We start from the raw sequence: 16,123 nt of genomic DNA on the forward strand, positions 1-16,123 counted from the left end.
CGGCCAGACCTGTGGTACCTGCCGCCTGCATTTTTTTGAGCAGGCGGGCCACGGGCGCGGCCAGCGCCCGGCCTTCCCTGCACCCTCGATCAGGTCGAGGGTGATCCGATCGCAAAGCTCGGGCGCAAGCCGCCGCGAGAAGGAGAGCGCATGTCTCGACTTGCTAGCATGTCTCGACTTGTCAGCATGTCGCGGGTTGCCCGCATGTCTCGACTTGCCGGCGTCAGCGCGCCGGACGGACGCGCAAGCCCGGCGGTATCAATCCTTCACGCCGTAATTGGCGAGAAACATCCGCACCGCGCTGCCCACCACCTTGCGAATGCGGTCGGGCGAGGGCGCCGGCTCGGCCTGGAAGATGAAGGGCAGGAACAGCGTGGCCTGGCACATCAGATGAAACTGCGAGGCTGCGAGCTGGCAATCCTCGATCGCCAATTGCTTCGCCGCGACGCGGCCGCGCAGATAGGTCGTGAGGCAGCCGATCGTGCCTTCCAGCACACGGTCGTAGTAGCGGCGGCCGACATCGGGCATGCGCTCGGCAATCGCCATCACCGTGCGGATCGCCGAGCCGCCGCCCGGACGGCACACCAGGGCGATATAGGCCTCACCGAACCCCATGAGATTGGTCGCGATGTCGCGGGTGGCGTCGAACCTGAACAGCAGCGCGGTGCGGGTTTCCTCTTCGACGATCGCTTCGAACAGGCCGATCTTGTCACTGAAATAGACGTAGAGCGTGCCCTTCGAGACGCCGGCCGCCCGCGCGATCTCGCCCATGCTGGCGCCGTCAAAGCCCAGGTCCATGAAGACCTTGCGGGCGCCGTCCAGGATCTGCCGCCGCTTCGAGGAATCCTCGTCCTGCGTCACCTGGGGTGTGTTTCTGGCCATATCAATCATTGGTTTAGACTGTTCCCGAAGATTTTGGCCAGCGCCAACGTCACGACAGCAAAGGCACGGATATGTTGCGCTGGCGAAGATATAAATTGACCGAACGGTTCGGTCAATGATAGATGTGGATTGACCGAACGGTTCGGTCGGAATTACGGGGCCGGGATGGCCCCGCTTTTCATGGGGTGGGAGTCTGCAATGGCCGCTGCGAGAGACCAGGCTGTACGGGCACGCCGTCCGGACGCTGAGGACGCGCCGGGACAGGTCAGCCGCGACGCGGCCCGTCTTCAGGCGAACGATGCCGGGCAGCGCAAGGCGTCCGATGCGAAGCCGGCCGATGTGACGGCGGACGTCACCACCGAAGCGCCGCTGGAATCGGCGCCGCCCGCCGGCAAGGCGCCGCCGACCGCACCGGCCGTGGCGCCGAAATCCGGCAAGCGCAAGCGCGTGCTGGCCGGCATCGGCCTGCTGCTGGCGCTCGCCGCCGCCGGCTACGCCACCCACTATTTTCTGGTCGGCCGCTTCATGGTCTCGACCGACGACTCCTATGTCCGCGCCAACAACACCGTGCTCGGCGCGCGCGTCTCCGGCCATATCCAGGAGATCGTGCCGCGCGACAATGCGGTGGTGCGCAAGGGCGACCCGATCTTCCGCATCGACGACGGCGACTACAAGATCGCGGTCGATGCCGCGCGCACCAGGATCGCCACCCAGGAGGCGACGATCGCGCGCATCGGCCGCCAGGTCGCCGCGCAGCAGAGCGCGGTCGAGCAGGCGGAGGCGAACCTCGCCTCGGCCGAGGCGTCGATGAAGCGGGCCGGACTGGACTATGAGCGTCAGCAGGCGCTGAGCACCAAGGGCTTCGCCTCGCACGCGACCTTCGAGCAGTCGGAAGCCGCGCGCGACCAGGGCATGGCGGCGGTCCGCGCGGGACGCGCGGCGTTCGACGCCGCGCGTGACAACGTCGAAGTGACGAAGGCGCAGCAGGCCGAGGCGCAGGCGCAGCTTGCGGAGCTGAAGACGACGCTCGCCAAGGCCGAGCGCGATCTCGATTTCGCCACGGTGCGCGCGCCGGTCGACGGCACCTTCTCCAACCGCCTCGTCAACACCGGCGATTTCGTCGCGGTCGGCCAGCGGCTCGGCAACGTCGTGCCGCTCGACGACGTCTTCATCGACGCGAATTTCAAGGAAACCCAGCTCAAGCGCATCCGTCCGGGGCAGCCGGTCACGATCAAGGTCGACGCCTATGGCGCGCGCGGCTTCAAGGGCGTGGTCGACAGCATCTCGCCGGCCGCGGGCTCGGTGTTCACCCTGCTGCCGCCGGACAACGCGACCGGCAACTTCACCAAGATCGTGCAGCGCCTGCCGGTCCGCATCCGCGTGCCGAAGGACGTCGCACGGCAGAACCTGCTGCGCGCCGGCATGTCGGTCTACGTCACCGTCGACACCACCGACGGCGCCAAGGATGCCGACAACGAGGCCGACCTCGACGCACCGGCGACGGTGCAGGGGAAGTAGGAACTGAGCGGCGGGGGCCGTGCTCTCGCCCCGATTTCGCTATTCGCCTCTCCCCGCTTGCGGGGAGAGGCCGGATGGCATCGCAAGATGCCATCCGGGTGAGGGGGACTCTCCACGAGCTCGATCTGTGGAGAGTCCCCCTCACCCCAACCCTCTCCCCGCAAGCGGGGCGAGGGAGCGCACCGTCTGCTGAGCTGGACCTCGAATCACCATGGCCACCGCAACGACAGCCAATCCCAGCATGGGCGCGCCGGCGGCGCCGTCCGACCGCATCGCGCCGCGGCGGCTGGTGGCGTTCCTGATCATGGTGTTCGGGATGTTCATGGCGATCCTGGACATCCAGATCGTCTCGGCCTCGCTCAGCGAGATCCAGGCCGGCCTGTCGGCGAGCTCCAGCGAAGTGTCCTGGGTGCAGACCGCCTATCTGATCGCCGAAGTGATCGCGATTCCCCTGTCCGGCTTCCTGTCGCGCGCGCTCGGCACGCGGCTGTTGTTCGCGATCTCGGCGGCCGGCTTCACGATCTCGAGCTTCCTGTGCGGCTTCGCCTCCTCGATCGAGCAGATGATCGTGTGGCGCGCGCTGCAGGGGTTTCTCGGCGCCGGCATGATCCCGACCGTGTTCGCCTCGGCCTACACGGTGTTCCCGCGCTCCAAATTCCACATCGTCGGTCCGATCATCGGCCTCGTCGCGACGCTGGCGCCGACGGTGGGGCCGACGGTCGGCGGCTACATCACCGACGTGATGTCGTGGCACTGGCTGTTCTTCGTCAACATCGTGCCGGGCGTCATCATCACGGCCGGCGTGCTGGCGCTGGTCGATTTCGACGAGCCGCATTTCGAGCTGCTCGACCGCTTCGACTGGTGGGGCCTCTTGTTCATGGCCGGCTTCCTCGGCTCGCTCGAATACGTTCTGGAGGAGGGGCCGCAATATGAGTGGCTGCAGGACAATTCGGTCGCGATCTGCGCCGCGGTCTGTGCGGTGTCGGCGGTCTGCTTCTTCTGGCGCGTGCTGACGGCCGACGAGCCGATCGTCGACCTGTTCGCGTTCGGCGACCGCAATTTCGCGGTCGGCTGCCTGCTGCAGTTCTGCATCGGCATCGGCCTGTACGGCCTGACTTACATCTATCCGCGCTATCTCGCCGAGGTCCGCGGCTACAGCGCGCTGATGATCGGCGAGACCATGTTCGTGTCCGGCATCACCATGTTCCTGATGGCGCCGGTGGTCGGCCGCCTGATGGTGAAGGTCGACATGCGCCTGATCATCGCGTTCGGCCTCGTCATCTTCGCGATCGGTTCCTATGAGATGACGGGGATCACCCGCGACTACGACTTCTGGGAGCTGTTCGTGCCGCAGGTGCTGCGCGGCGTCGGCATGATGTGCGCGATGGTGCCGACCAACAACATCGCGCTCGGCACGCTCGCGCCCGACCGCGTCAAGAACGCCTCCGGCCTGTTCAACCTGATGCGCAATCTCGGCGGCGCCGTCGGCCTTGCCGTGATCAACCAGGTGTTGAACGACCGTACCGACCTGCACATCTCGCGCCTGCACGAGCGCGTGAACTGGGGCAACGCGACCGCTGTCGAGACGCTGAACATGCTGCAGCAGAAGCTGCAGGGCATGGGCGATTCCGCCTTGATGGCGATGAAGCAGCTGTCGCAGATCGTGCATCGCCAGGCCGTGGTGATGGGCTATGGCGACGCGTTCTTCATGCTGACCTGCTTCTACATCGCGCTCAGCTTCATGGTGATGCTGTTGAAAAAGCCGAGTTCGCCGATGGCCGGCGGCGGCGACGCGCATTGAGCGGGGAAGCGCGCGGGTTGCCAAATCATACCATTGCTGGTATGGAACGGAAATTGTCGCTCGAACCGGGGAGATTTGCATGACCACATCGCATCTGCAGATCGCGTGCACCCGGTCGATGCTCGTGCTCTCGACCGCTGTTCTCTCCGCACCCGCGCGGTCGATGCCGGTCCTGGTGTTCCGTCGCTCGCATTGAGCGCCACCATTCTACTTCCCAACGCCTGATACCTCATTCGCAGACCGCACGCCGCGCGTGCGCCTGCTTCATTTGGAGCCGGCCGGCGCTGCGAGCGCGGCCGGATGACGCCATGACCATCGAAGTCTCCGGCCTCAAGGCCGACAAACGTCCCGCCGCCATCCGCGTCGTGATCCCCTTCGTCACCCGCCACTGGCTGAAGCAGCCGCGCATGACCCTCGGCGTCGCCGTGGCCTTGCTCGGCGCCACCGCCGCCGACCTGTTCATGCCGCTGTTCTCCGGCCGGCTGGTCGACGCCCTGACCCTCGGCCCCGGCAATGCCGATGCACGGCACGCCGCGCTGGTGGCGTTCGGCGCCATCGTTGCGCTCGGCTTCGCCTCGATCGTGCTGCGGCTGTCGGGACTGCAACTGATCGTGCCGTTCACCTTGCGCATCATGTCGGACGTCGCGCGCGAGGCCTTCGTGCGCGTGCAGCGCTTCTCGACCGACTGGCACGCCAACAGCTTCGCCGGCTCCACGGTGCGCAAGATCACCAGGGGCATGTGGGCGCTCGACCTCTACAACGACACCATCCTGCTGGCGCTGCTGCCGTCGCTGTCGGTGCTGCTGGGCTCGATGGTGCTGCTCGGCCTGCACTGGGGCGCGCTGGGCGGCGTGATCGCCATCGGTGCGGTGCTGTATGTGGCGATGACGGTCGTATTCTCGACCCGCTACATCGCCCCCGCCGCGCGCATCTCCAATGCCTGGGACACCAAGGTCGGCGGCACCTTGGCGGATGCGCTCGGCTGCAACGCGGTGGTGAAGTCGTTCGGGGCGGAGGCGCGCGAGGACGGCCGGCTGATGCGCGTCATCAGCCGCTGGAGCCGGCGCGTCAACCGCACCTGGCTGCGCTACAACACGACGGCGGCCGTGCAGCTCGGCGTCCTCCTGTGCCTGCGTTCGTCGGTGATCGGCGGCGCCGTGCTGCTGTGGATGGCCGGCAAGGCCTCGCCCGGCGACGTCACCTATGTGCTCACGAGCTACTACGTGATCCACGCCTATCTGCGTGACGTCGGCATGCACATCAACAATCTGCAGCGCGCGGTCAACGACATGGACGAGCTGGTGGCGATCCATGGCGAGCCGATCGGCATCGTCGATGCCGCCGATGCCAAGCCGATGACGGTGGCCGGCGGCCACATCGTGTTCGACGCGGTGACGTTCCACTATGGCGGTCATCGCACGCCGCTGTACGACCGGCTGTCGGTGGACATCCGGCCGGGCGAGCGCATTGGCCTCGTCGGGCGCTCCGGCTCCGGCAAGACGACCTTCGTCAAGCTGGTGCAGCGGCTGTACGACGTCAGCGGCGGCCGGATCCTGATCGACGGGCAGGACATTGCCCACGCGAAGCAGGATTCGCTGCGCAGCCAGATCGCGATCGTGCAGCAGGAGCCGATCCTGTTCCACCGCTCGCTGGCCGAGAACATCGCCTATGGCCGCCCCGGCGCCAGCCAGGCCGAGATCGAGCAGGCGGCGCGGCTCGCCAACGCGCACGAGTTCATCACGCGCCTGCCCAAGGGCTACGGCACGCTGGTGGGCGAGCGCGGCGTCAAGCTGTCGGGCGGCGAGCGGCAGCGGGTGGCGCTGGCGCGGGCGTTCCTGGCGGATGCGCGCGTGCTGATCCTGGACGAGGCGACCTCGAGCCTCGATTCGGAATCGGAGGCGCTGATCCAGGAGGCGATGGAGCGGCTGATGAAGGGCCGGACGGCGATCGTAATTGCGCATCGACTGGCAACGGTGCGCAGCCTCGACCGCATTCTCGTGTTCGACCGCGGCCGCATCGTCGAGCAGGGCAGTCACGCCACGCTCGTCGGCCGACCCGGCGGACTCTATCGCAGCCTGTTCGAGCGCCAGGCCACCGAGTTCGGCCAGCTCTCGGCTGCGGGCTAGTGAAAATGGTGAGGGGCCCGACGCTTGAGCGTCGAGCCCCTCATGAACATATCAGCCGGCCTGTAAGCCGGGTTCTGTAGGGCACCGCCATGCTTGCGCATGACGATACGCGACGGCCATTCCTCTGGGATCGCGCTTGCGCGAGACCTCGGGCAACCTACCCGGACGGCGAGCCTGACATCGCTCCCGCGGACGTCATCGCAAATGCGATTGTTTCCGCGTAGCCGTCCCTATTCGGTTTTGCTCCCGGTGGGGTTTACCATGCCGGTTCCGTTGCCGGCCCCGCGGTGCGCTCTTACCGCACCTTTTCACCCTTACTGCCTCCCTCGCGGGAGGAAGCGGTTCGTTCTCTGTGGCACTGTCCCTGGGGTCGCCCCCGCCGGACGTTATCCGGCACCGCATGTCGATGGAGCCCGGACTTTCCTCCCCGGCGGCCTTTCGGCACCTGCCGGAGCGGCCGTCCGGCCGACTGATGCGGCCTGAATGGGGCTTATCGACCGGCGCGTCAAGCCATCGCCGCGCCGGCCAAAAATATTATCCTGCGGGTGTCGTTCCGCGTCCGCGCCGTTCGACTGGATGTCGGCGAAGCAGCCGAAACCAAGGGAGCAGTTCGATGCAATATCTGCTGATGATCTACCAGAACGAGGCCGAATACGCCGCGTTCGAAGCCAATGCCGAACAGCGGCAGAAGATGATGGGCGAGTACCAGACCTTCACCCAGTCCATCGTCGCGAGCGGCAATTTCAAGGGCGGCGACCGGCTGCAGCCGACGACGACGTCGACGACGGTGCGGGTGCGTGACGGCAAGGTCCTCACCACCGACGGACCGTTCGCCGAAACCCGCGAGCAGCTCGGCGGCTACTACATGATCGAGGCCGGCAATCTCGACGAGGCCGTCGGCATTGCCGCGCGCATTCCGGGCGCCCGGTTCGGTTCGATCGAGGTCCGGCCGATCTGGCAGTACGATCACTGAGGCCAGCGCGGCGACAACGATGTCATCGATGACGCCTGATTCGATCGAGAAGGTGTTCCGCGACGAGGCCGGCCGCGCGCTCGCGACCTTGATCCGGCTCGTCGGTGACTTCGATCTGGCCGAGGACGTGCTGCAGGATGCGTTCGCTGCGGCGCTGCTCAAGTGGCGGGGGTCCGAGGCCCCCGCCAATCCGCGGGCCTGGCTGGTCAATGTCGCCCGCAACAAGGCGATCGATCGAATCCGGCGGCAGAGCAACTTTCGCGACAAGGAACGAGAGATCGTCCATGCCATCGAGCGCGATGCGGCCGCCGACGAGGCCGCAGTCCCGGCCGATCTCGACGACGACATGTTGCGGCTGATCTTCACCTGCTGCCATCCGGCGTTCGCGCCGGAGGTGCAGGTGGCGTTGACGCTGCGCACGGTCTGCGGGCTGACGACGGCCGAAGTGGCCCGCGCCTTCCTCGCCAGCGAGGAGGCGATGGCGCAGCGCCTCTTGCGCGCCAAGCAGAAGATCCGCCTCGCCGGCATTCCCTATGAGGTGCCCGGACCCGACGCTCGCGATGAACGGCTGCGCGGTGTCCTGACCGTGATCTATCTGGTGTTCACCGAAGGCTATCTCGCGACCTCCGGCCCTGAACTGATCCGCCACGATCTCGCCCGCGAGGCGATCCGGCTCGGCCGGTTGCTCCTCGACCTGATGCCGCAGGAACGCGATGTCATGGGACTGCTCGCCTTGATGCTGCTGCACGATGCGCGCCGGCCCGGGCGCACCACAGCGTCGGGCGACATCGTGCTGCTGGAAGAGCAGGACCGCTCGCTGTGGCATCGCGGGCAGATTGCCGAGGGACTCGCGCTGGTGGAACGGGCGCTCCGCATGAAAGGGCGGCCGCAGCCCTACACGGTCCAGGCCGCCATCGCCGCACTCCATGCCCAGGCGCCGAGCCACCGCGACACCGACTGGCGCCAGATCGTCGGTCTCTACGAGGTGCTGCTGCGGATCGCGCCATCGCCCGTCATCGAGCTCAATCATGCCGCCGCCGTCTCGATGGTCGACGGCCCGGCGCGGGCGCTCGCACTGGTCGATTCGCTCGCCGCGCGCGGCGGCCTGAAGCAGTACGACCTGCTGCCGGCGGTGCGTGCGGATCTGCTGCGGCGGCTCGACCGGCGCGAGGAAGCGCGGGCGGCCTATCGCATGGCGAGCGAAGCGACGCAGCTCGCGCCGCTGCAGCGGCTCTATGCCCGCAGGCTTGCCGAACTCGATGCTGCGTCCTGAGGTGTCACACCCGCGGTGCCGGGTCCTCGGCGGGCAGGCTCGTCAGCAGGGCATGCAAGGTCCACAAGGTGGAGCGGTCGGCGATGCCGTCGATCTTTTCGGGGCGGAAATGCCGCTGGAACGCGGTGACGACCTCCATGGTGATGCCGTCGAACTTGCCGGTGATCGGGACGCCATAGCCGTATTTGGCGAGCGCCTTCTGCAGGCCTTTGACATCGTCGCCGATGCTGCCGAGCTTCAAGGTCTCGCCCTTGGTGATCGTCGCCGGCTGCACCCAGTGGCCGACGCCCGAATTCGCCAGCGAATGCCAGGGAAATTTCTCGCCCGGATCCTTCTTGCGCGAGGGCGCGACGTCGGAGTGACCGAGCACGCGATGCGCCGGGACGTTGCGGCGGAGCATGATGCCGCGGCACAGCGCGATCACGGCCGCGATCTGCCGTGGGGGGAAATCCGGATAGCCCCAGTCATGGCCGCGGTTGACGATCTCGACGCCGATCGAGCAGGAGTTGATGTCCTCGTCGCCGCCCCAGGAGGAGAGACCCGCATGCCATGCGCGCAGCGCCTCCGGCACGCACTGCACGATGCGGCCGTCCTCGAGCACGACGTAATGGGCCGACACCTCGGTCCCTGCCGTGCACAGCTTGGTGATCGCGCCCTCCATGTCCGGCATACCGGTGTAGTGGAGGACGATCATGTCCGGCTGGCGGCCGCCCTTGCGCTCACCGAAATTCGCCGACGGGATCACGTCGGACGCGATCGACGAATCCGGCGTGAAGACAGGCAGGTCTGAGATGCCCTTTGGAATCGGCAGCGCACGTAGCCGCTTCGATTCGGGCTTGTCTGTTGAATTCGGCATGAAGCACTCGAAGCGGAGGGCGGCGACGGGCAAGGGCTCAAATCGAATATGGGCAGGCACTACGCTTTTACATCCGCTGGCTGCAATCGAAATCGCATGCTGGCCACTCGGATTGATCAGACCGTTGCGCAAACGCGGCGGTTCGTTGCCGGCACCTGCGGCCAGAGCAAGCAGATCGAAGTTTCGTCGACTCTCCCGTTCCAGACACGTGCCCAACATCCGCCACAGACCGTCAACGGTTTGTTAACGCTAAACGCCGTTACTAAGTGGTGAAGAGCCAAGCCGGCTTTCGGGACGGCAGCTGCCACATGCAAGGTCATCCGCGGGAGATCACGGTCTTGAACGGTGCCGGGAACCTCCGGCGGCGCGCGATCGATGACGGATCGGGGATCGCCCCGGCACGATCACCACGTGCCGGGGCTCACGCATGGGCGGGGCAGGTCGTCGCCCCTCCCGGGGGATGGCTTGGCGAGTTGACGGGGTGCGAGGATCGAAGGCGCGATGGGCTCGCAGCCGAGCAAAATCAGTCCGGAGCAGTGGCATCCTTGTGGAGCGGCCGCGTGAGCACGGCTGACCAGCGCCACATTCCGGTGCTCGGCCCCGAAGCGGTCGAGATGCTGGTGCCGCGCGACGGCGGAACCTATGTCGATGCGACCTTCGGCGCAGGCGGCTACACGCGCCTGATCCTGGCAACGCCGGGAACGCGGGTGATCGGCATCGACCGCGACAGCACCGCGATCGCCGGCGGCGCCGGCCTGGTCAGCGAGGCGGCCGGCCGCCTCACGCTGGTCGAGAGCCGATTTTCGGCGCTGGCCGATATCTGCGCCGCGCAGGGCCTCGGCCATGTCGACGGCGTCGTGATGGACGTCGGCGTGTCGTCGATGCAGCTCGATTCGGCCGCACGCGGCTTTTCGTTCCGGTTCGACGGTCCGCTCGACATGCGCATGGGTGGCGAGGGACCGACCGCAGCCGACATCGTCGCGCAGGCCTCCGAGCGCGATCTAGCCGACGTCATCTACATCTTCGGCGAGGAGCGACATTCGCGGGGCGTCGCGCGCGCAATCGTTGCTGCGCGGAAGGAGCAGCCGATCACGACCACGCAGCAGCTTGCGGGCATCGTCGCGCGCGTCGTGAGATCCAAGCCGGGTGACATCCATCCGGCGACGCGGACGTTCCAGGCGCTGCGCATTCTCGTCAACGAGGAACTCGACGAGCTCGAACGGGCGTTATCCGCAGCGGAGCGCATCCTGGCGCCCGGCGGCCGGCTGGCCGTCGTCTCGTTCCATTCGCTCGAGGACCGGATCGTCAAGACGTTTCTCAGTGACCGCAGCAAGACCGGTGGCGGCTCGCGCCATCTGCCGGAGATCGCGCAGGAGACACCGAGCTTCCAGCTGCACAACCGCAAGCCCGTCGTGGCCGCGGAGAATGAGATCGAAGCCAATCCCCGGGCGCGGTCCGCCAAGCTTCGCGGTGCCGAGCGAACGGCGGCGCCGATCCATCTCCCGTCCTCGTCATCTCCCTGGCCGCGCTTGGCCGATGTCCTGCGAGGAGGGTGACCGATGCGCCTCCTGCACCTCGTCGTGATCTGCTCGCTGATCTTCGCGGCTGCCTATGTCTATCGCATCAAGATGGAATCGACCGCGCGCGTCGAGCGCGTGCTGCAGTTGCGCGCCGAGATCCGCGAGCAGCGCGAAGCCATCGCGATTCTCCGCTCGGAATGGGCCAAGCTCGATGCGCCGCTGCGGCTGCAGGGGCTGGTCGAGCGGCATCTGCCGCTGAAACCGCTCAACGCCACGCAGTATGACGGCCTCAAGAACCTGCCGGAACGGCCGCCGCGATTTGCGCGGCCGGACAATCCGGATCCGATCGGATCGATGATCGATGCGATCGACGCGATCAACGAAGAGCCGCCCGTGACCGGATCGGTGCCTCGCCCGGAGGACCAACAATGACCGATCAGCTTTGGCCTCACGTCAAGCCGCAGGAACCGTGGCGGCAACGGCTGGTGCGTACGCTGCTGTACGGGCGCGGGGTTGATCGCACCGCCAAGGCGCGGGCGCGCGTCGGCCTGGCGATCATCGCCTTCGCCGCCGTCTACGCCGTCATCGGCGGCCGCCTCGTGATGTTCGCAGTTGGGTCCGACGGTCCGAGCGCGCGCCGCGCCGCCCAGCAGGACGCGATCGCGACCGCACGGCCCGACATCGTCGATCGCAACGGCGCCGTTCTTGCCACCGACATCAAGACGCCGAGCCTGTTCGCCGAGCCGCGCCGCCTCATCGACAAGGACGAGGCGATCGAGCTGCTGACCGCGACCTTGCCGGATCTCGATACGGGCGAGGTCCGCGACCGGCTGCTGTCGCGCAAGGGGTTCGTCTGGCTCAAGCGCGAGATGACGCCGAAGCAGCAGCAGGACATCCATCGGCTCGGTCTTCCGGGCATCGGCTTCCTGCGCGAGAACAAGCGCGTCTATCCGACCGGCAACGAGGTGGCGCATCTGATCGGCCTGGTGAACGTCGACAACCAGGGCATCGCCGGCATGGAGAAGTGGCTCGATAATCAGGGCCTCGCCGACCTGCACCGCGCCGGCTTCGCCACGGATCGTCTGCAGCGCCCGGTCGAACTCTCGGTCGATCTGCGCGTCGAGCATGCGCTGCGCGACGAACTGCTCAAGGCCAAGGACAAGTTCAAGACCAAGGCCGCCTCCGGTCTCGTCGTCAACGTCCGGACCGGCGAGATCATCGCGATGGTGTCGCTGCCGGACTTCGATCCGAACAACCCGAAGGAAGCGCATGATCCGGACCGGATCAACCGCCTGACGACAGGCGTGTACGAGATGGGCTCGACCTTCAAGGCGTTCACGCTGGCGATGGCGCTCGACACCGGCAAATATGATCTCAACTCGCTCTGGGATGCCCGCGGGCCGCTGCATTACGGCAAGTTCGCGATTCACGACGACGAACCAAAGGGCCGCTTCCTCAACATGAAGGAAGTGTTCTATTTCTCGTCCAACGTCGGCGCCGCCAGGATCGCGTTGTCGCAGGGCGTGGAAGCGCACAAGGCCTTCCTGCGCAAAATGGGCCAGTTCGACCGCTTGCGCACCGAACTGCCGGAGAGCGCCTCGCCGATCCTGCCCAAGCGCTGGGCCGAGTTGAACACGGTCACGATCGCATTCGGTCACGGCATGGCGGTGGCGCCGTTGCAGGGCGTGATGGGCGTCAGCGCACTGGTCAATGGCGGCCTGCTGATTCCGCCGACCTTCATGAAGCGCACCGAGGCGGAGGCGATGGCGGTCGCCAAGCGCGTCATCAAGCCGGAGACCTCCGAGAAGATGCGCTATCTGATGCGCCTCAACGCCGAGGTCGGCACCGCGCGCAAGGCCGACGTCAAGGGCTATTACATCGGCGGCAAGACCGGCACCGCCGAGAAGGTGATCAACGGCCGCTATGCCAAGAAGAAGGTGTTGACCCTGTTCACCGCCGTGATCCCGGCGGACAAGCCGAAATATCAGGTTCTGATCATGCTGGACGAGCCGCAGCCGCTGAAGGAAACCTACGGCTTCATCACCTCCGGTTGGAACGCGGTGCCGACCGCCGGCAACGTGATCTCCCGGATCGGGCCGCTGCTGGGGATCGAGCCCCGTTTCGACCTGCCGCCGTCCGACCGCCAAATTCTTGCGGCATCGCGGCTGACGCAGTAAGCCGTCGACGAATCGCAGGGCTTTGGGAAGCTGCCGCCGCCCGGGCGGAGCCAGGACCGGTACGGACCAGGATGAAACTTCACGACCTCCTCGGCGATCAGGCGGGGCTCGACCCGGCCGTCGCCGCCGTCGAAGTCTCCGGCCTTGCCGTCGACAGCCGTGCGGTCCGGCCGGGTGACCTGTTCTTCGCGCTGGCAGGAACCAAGACCGACGGCGCCCGCTTCGTGGCAGCCGCCGTCGCGGCCGGCGCGGTCGCCGTGGCCGGTGCTGCGGTTCCCGGGCAGAACCTCTCCGTTCCCTTCATCGCATTGGCGAACCCGCGGCGGGCGCTGGCGCTCGCCGCGTCGCGCTTCTTCCCGCGGCAGCCGGCGACGATCGCCGCCGTGACCGGCACCAGTGGCAAGACCTCGGTCGCGGCCTTCACGCGGCAGATCTGGCAAGCTCTCGGCCACAGTTCGGCCAGCATCGGCACCGTCGGGCTGGTGTCGGACAAGCGCACGGTCTACGGCTCGCTGACGACGCCCGATCCGATCGCGCTGCACCGGCAGATCGACGAGATCACGCAGGATGGCGTCACGCATCTGGCGTTCGAGGCCTCGTCGCATGGGCTCGATCAGTTCAGGCTGGATGGCGTCAGGGTCTCGGCCGGCGGGTTCACGAACCTGTCGCGCGATCACATGGATTACCATCCCGACATCGCACACTATCTCGACGCCAAGCTCCGGCTGTTTCGCGATCTCGTACCGCCGGGCGGGCCTGCGGTGATCTCGGCCGATCACGAGTGCTCGCCCGAGGTCGTGGCCGCTGCGGAAGCGCGTGGTCTTCGTCTAATGACGGTAGGAGCGAGCGGCGACGGCGCGGGGGACGGCATCCGGCTGGTCGCCGCGGCGATCGATGGATTCGCGCAGCAGCTCCAGATCCAGCATTGCGGCCGCATGTACACGATCCGCCTGCCGCTGGTCGGTGCGTTTCAGATCGAGAACGCCCTGGTGGCTGCGGGTCTTGCGATCGGCACCGGCAGCGATCCGCAAGGCGTGTTCGAGGCGCTGGAAAAGCTCGAGGGCGCCAAGGGGCGGCTCGAACTGGTCGGCGAGCACAATGGCGCGCCTGTTTTCATCGATTACGCGCACAAGCCGGATGCGCTCGCCAAGGCGCTGCAGGCGGTGCGGCCCTATGCCTCGCGAAGACTGTCGGTGGTGTTCGGCGCCGGCGGCGACCGTGACACCGGCAAGCGGCCGCTGATGGGCGCGATCGCCGCCGCTGAAGCCGACGCTGTCATCGTCACCGACGACAATCCGCGAAGCGAAGATCCGGCTGCGATTCGCGCCGCGATCCTGGCCGCCGCACCCGGCGCCCGCGAGATCGGCGACCGCGCCGAGGCGATCCGGGTCGCGATCAGCGAGCTGCAGCCCGGCGATGCGCTCGTGATCGCCGGCAAGGGGCACGAGACCGGACAGATCATCGGCGGCAACGTTCTGCATTTCAGCGATCATGAAGCGGTCGCGGATGCACTGGCAGCGAGGGCATCATGACGCAGGCGCTGTGGACGGTGGCCGAGGCGGCGCGCGCACTCGGCCTCAGCGGCGACTATCCGGAGACACCGATCGGTTTCGTGACGCAGGACAGCCGTGCCGTAAAGCCCGGCAGCCTGTTCGTCGCGCTGAGCGGCACGCCCAGCGGCGGCTTCGTGTCGAGCTTTGCGTCCAGCCGCGACGGCTGGGAGTTCGCGGCCAATGCCGAGACGGCCGGCGCGGTGGCGATGATCGTGCCGCACCGGATCGACGGCATTTCTGTTCCGCAGCTCGTGGTGCGGGATACGCTGATCGACGGATTGTGGGCGCTGGCGCGCGCCGCGCGCGCGCGCTTCCATGGTCCGGTGATCGGACTGACCGGCAGCGCCGGCAAGACCTCGACCAAGGAGTTCATCGCCGCCTATCCCGGCGCGTCGGCCAGCCCGGCGAGCTTCAACAATTTCTGGGGCGTGCCGCTGACGCTGTGCAATGCCGATCCCTCCGCTTCGGTCTGGGTGGTCGAGATGGGCATGAACCAGACGGGCGAAATCGCGCGGCTGACGAACCTGTCGCAGCCGACCGTGGCGCTGGTCGTGAACGTGCAGCCGGTGCACCTCGAGAAGCTCGGCAGCCTGGAGGCGATCCGGAAAGAGAAGGTCTCGATCGCGCGCGGCCTGCCCGCCGATGGCATCCTCGTGCTTCCCGCCGGTCTCACGGCGCCGGAGTGGAGCGGCAAGGTGATGCGCTTCGGGGACGACGCCGAGGTGCGGGAGCTCTCGCATACGCCGGATGGCGAGAGTTGGGACGTGGCCGCCGCCGCCTGCGGTCGCAGGATCGAATTCGCTCTGACGCCTGGTGCGCCGCATCGTCTGCACAATGCGCTCGCCGCACTCGCCTCCGTTACCGCGGCGGGGCTCGATCCGGCGCTGCTGGCGCAGGAGCTGGGGCAGGTCGGCATTATGACAGGGCGCGGCGTCGAGCAGACCATCGGCACCATCGTTCTGATCGACGACAGCTTCAACGCCAATCCGGCCAGCATGGCCGCGGCACTCGACAGCCTGCAGGCGCGCCCGGTGCAGGGACGGCGGATCGCAATCATCGGCGACATGCTGGAGCTCGGCGACGAAGCGCCGGCCTATCATGCCGGGATGGTCGGTCATCTCGCTGGAATCGACGGCGTCTATTGCGTCGGTCCACTGATGCGTCACCTGTTCGACAATCTGCCGCAGCAGAAGCGGCTCGGCTGGCACGAGGATCCGGTCACGCTGGATCCCGGACGGGTTGCGGCGCTGCTCGCACCGGGAGACGTCGTCGTCATCAAGGGCAGCAAGAAGATCTTCTGGGTCAACAAGTTCGTGTCGAAGCTCGCCGCCGCCCTGCAGGGGCTGCGTTGAAATCAGGCGATATCGCGGCGCGGCAGAAGGATGTTTTTCCACTGGTGGTCGGGGCGGCGATGCTGGACGGATCATTCCCGTCGGGCGACGAT

General features: G+C 67.0%; 12 protein-coding genes and 1 other RNA gene. 10 read left to right on the top strand and 3 right to left on the bottom strand.

Going from position 1 to position 16,123, the window contains the following annotated elements:
- Positions 1-258: 258 nt before the first annotated feature.
- Positions 259-891, bottom strand: a complete 633-nt coding sequence (locus ACQR1B_RS34575) for a TetR/AcrR family transcriptional regulator (protein ID WP_434837374.1) — start codon at positions 889-891, stop codon at positions 259-261.
- Between the two features lie 189 nt (positions 892-1,080).
- On the opposite strand from ACQR1B_RS34575, the gene ACQR1B_RS34580 reads away from it, so the two are divergent.
- The 3 genes from ACQR1B_RS34580 to ACQR1B_RS34590 all read left to right on the top strand — a co-directional run bounded on the left by ACQR1B_RS34580 (position 1,081) and on the right by ACQR1B_RS34590 (position 6,327).
- Positions 1,081-2,400 carry an HlyD family efflux transporter periplasmic adaptor subunit gene (locus ACQR1B_RS34580; protein ID WP_434837375.1) on the top strand — a complete coding sequence of 440 codons (1,320 nt, stop codon included), beginning with the start codon at positions 1,081-1,083 and terminating at the stop codon, positions 2,398-2,400.
- Between the two features lie 211 nt (positions 2,401-2,611).
- A complete protein-coding gene (locus ACQR1B_RS34585) occupies positions 2,612-4,201 on the top strand; it encodes a DHA2 family efflux MFS transporter permease subunit (RefSeq protein WP_434837376.1) in 1,590 nt (529 codons plus the stop codon).
- Positions 4,202-4,509: 308 nt separating this feature from the next.
- On the top strand, positions 4,510-6,327 hold the full coding sequence (locus tag ACQR1B_RS34590) for an ABC transporter ATP-binding protein (RefSeq protein WP_434837377.1): 1,818 nt from the start codon (positions 4,510-4,512) through the stop codon (positions 6,325-6,327).
- Between the two features lie 47 nt (positions 6,328-6,374).
- On the opposite strand, the gene rnpB is transcribed toward ACQR1B_RS34590, so the two are convergent.
- An RNA gene (gene rnpB, locus ACQR1B_RS34595) (RNase P RNA component class A) lies at positions 6,375-6,800 on the bottom strand.
- A gap of 140 nt (positions 6,801-6,940) precedes the next feature.
- Here rnpB and ACQR1B_RS34600 point away from each other — a divergent pair.
- Entirely contained in the window at positions 6,941-7,300 is a 360-nt protein-coding gene (locus ACQR1B_RS34600) for a YciI family protein (protein WP_434837378.1), read from the top strand.
- 28 nt (positions 7,301-7,328) lie between these two features.
- On the top strand, positions 7,329-8,573 hold the full coding sequence (locus tag ACQR1B_RS34605) for an RNA polymerase sigma factor (RefSeq protein WP_434837379.1): 1,245 nt from the start codon (positions 7,329-7,331) through the stop codon (positions 8,571-8,573).
- Positions 8,574-8,577: 4 nt separating this feature from the next.
- Here ACQR1B_RS34605 and ACQR1B_RS34610 read toward each other — a convergent pair whose 3' ends face one another.
- Positions 8,578-9,429 (bottom strand): peptidoglycan recognition protein family protein, encoded by an 852-nt coding sequence (locus tag ACQR1B_RS34610; protein ID WP_434837380.1) that lies wholly within the window; start codon positions 9,427-9,429, stop codon positions 8,578-8,580.
- Between the two features lie 560 nt (positions 9,430-9,989).
- On the opposite strand from ACQR1B_RS34610, the gene rsmH reads away from it, so the two are divergent.
- The 5 genes from rsmH (at position 9,990) to ACQR1B_RS34635 (ending at position 16,031) form a co-directional block, all read left to right on the top strand.
- Positions 9,990-10,985 (top strand): 16S rRNA (cytosine(1402)-N(4))-methyltransferase RsmH, encoded by a 996-nt coding sequence (rsmH, locus tag ACQR1B_RS34615; RefSeq protein WP_434837381.1) that lies wholly within the window; start codon positions 9,990-9,992, stop codon positions 10,983-10,985.
- Positions 10,986-10,988: 3 nt separating this feature from the next.
- Positions 10,989-11,381, top strand: coding sequence for a cell division protein FtsL (gene ftsL / locus ACQR1B_RS34620; protein ID WP_434837382.1), 393 nt, complete (start codon positions 10,989-10,991; stop codon positions 11,379-11,381).
- Positions 11,378-13,126 (top strand): peptidoglycan D,D-transpeptidase FtsI family protein, encoded by a 1,749-nt coding sequence (locus ACQR1B_RS34625; protein WP_434837383.1) that lies wholly within the window; start codon positions 11,378-11,380, stop codon positions 13,124-13,126. Before ftsL ends, ACQR1B_RS34625 begins: the two co-directional genes overlap by 4 nt.
- Before the next feature lie 71 nt (positions 13,127-13,197).
- Positions 13,198-14,658, top strand: coding sequence for a UDP-N-acetylmuramoyl-L-alanyl-D-glutamate--2,6-diaminopimelate ligase (locus ACQR1B_RS34630; RefSeq protein ID WP_434837384.1), 1,461 nt, complete (start codon positions 13,198-13,200; stop codon positions 14,656-14,658).
- Entirely contained in the window at positions 14,655-16,031 is a 1,377-nt protein-coding gene (locus ACQR1B_RS34635) for a UDP-N-acetylmuramoyl-tripeptide--D-alanyl-D-alanine ligase (RefSeq protein ID WP_434837385.1), read from the top strand. Before ACQR1B_RS34630 ends, ACQR1B_RS34635 begins: the two co-directional genes overlap by 4 nt.
- The last annotated feature ends 92 nt before the right edge of the window (positions 16,032-16,123 follow it).

The sequence above is a fragment of the Bradyrhizobium oligotrophicum genome (assembly GCF_051168495.1).
GTDB classification, from domain to species: domain Bacteria; phylum Pseudomonadota; class Alphaproteobacteria; order Rhizobiales; family Xanthobacteraceae; genus Bradyrhizobium; species Bradyrhizobium oligotrophicum_A.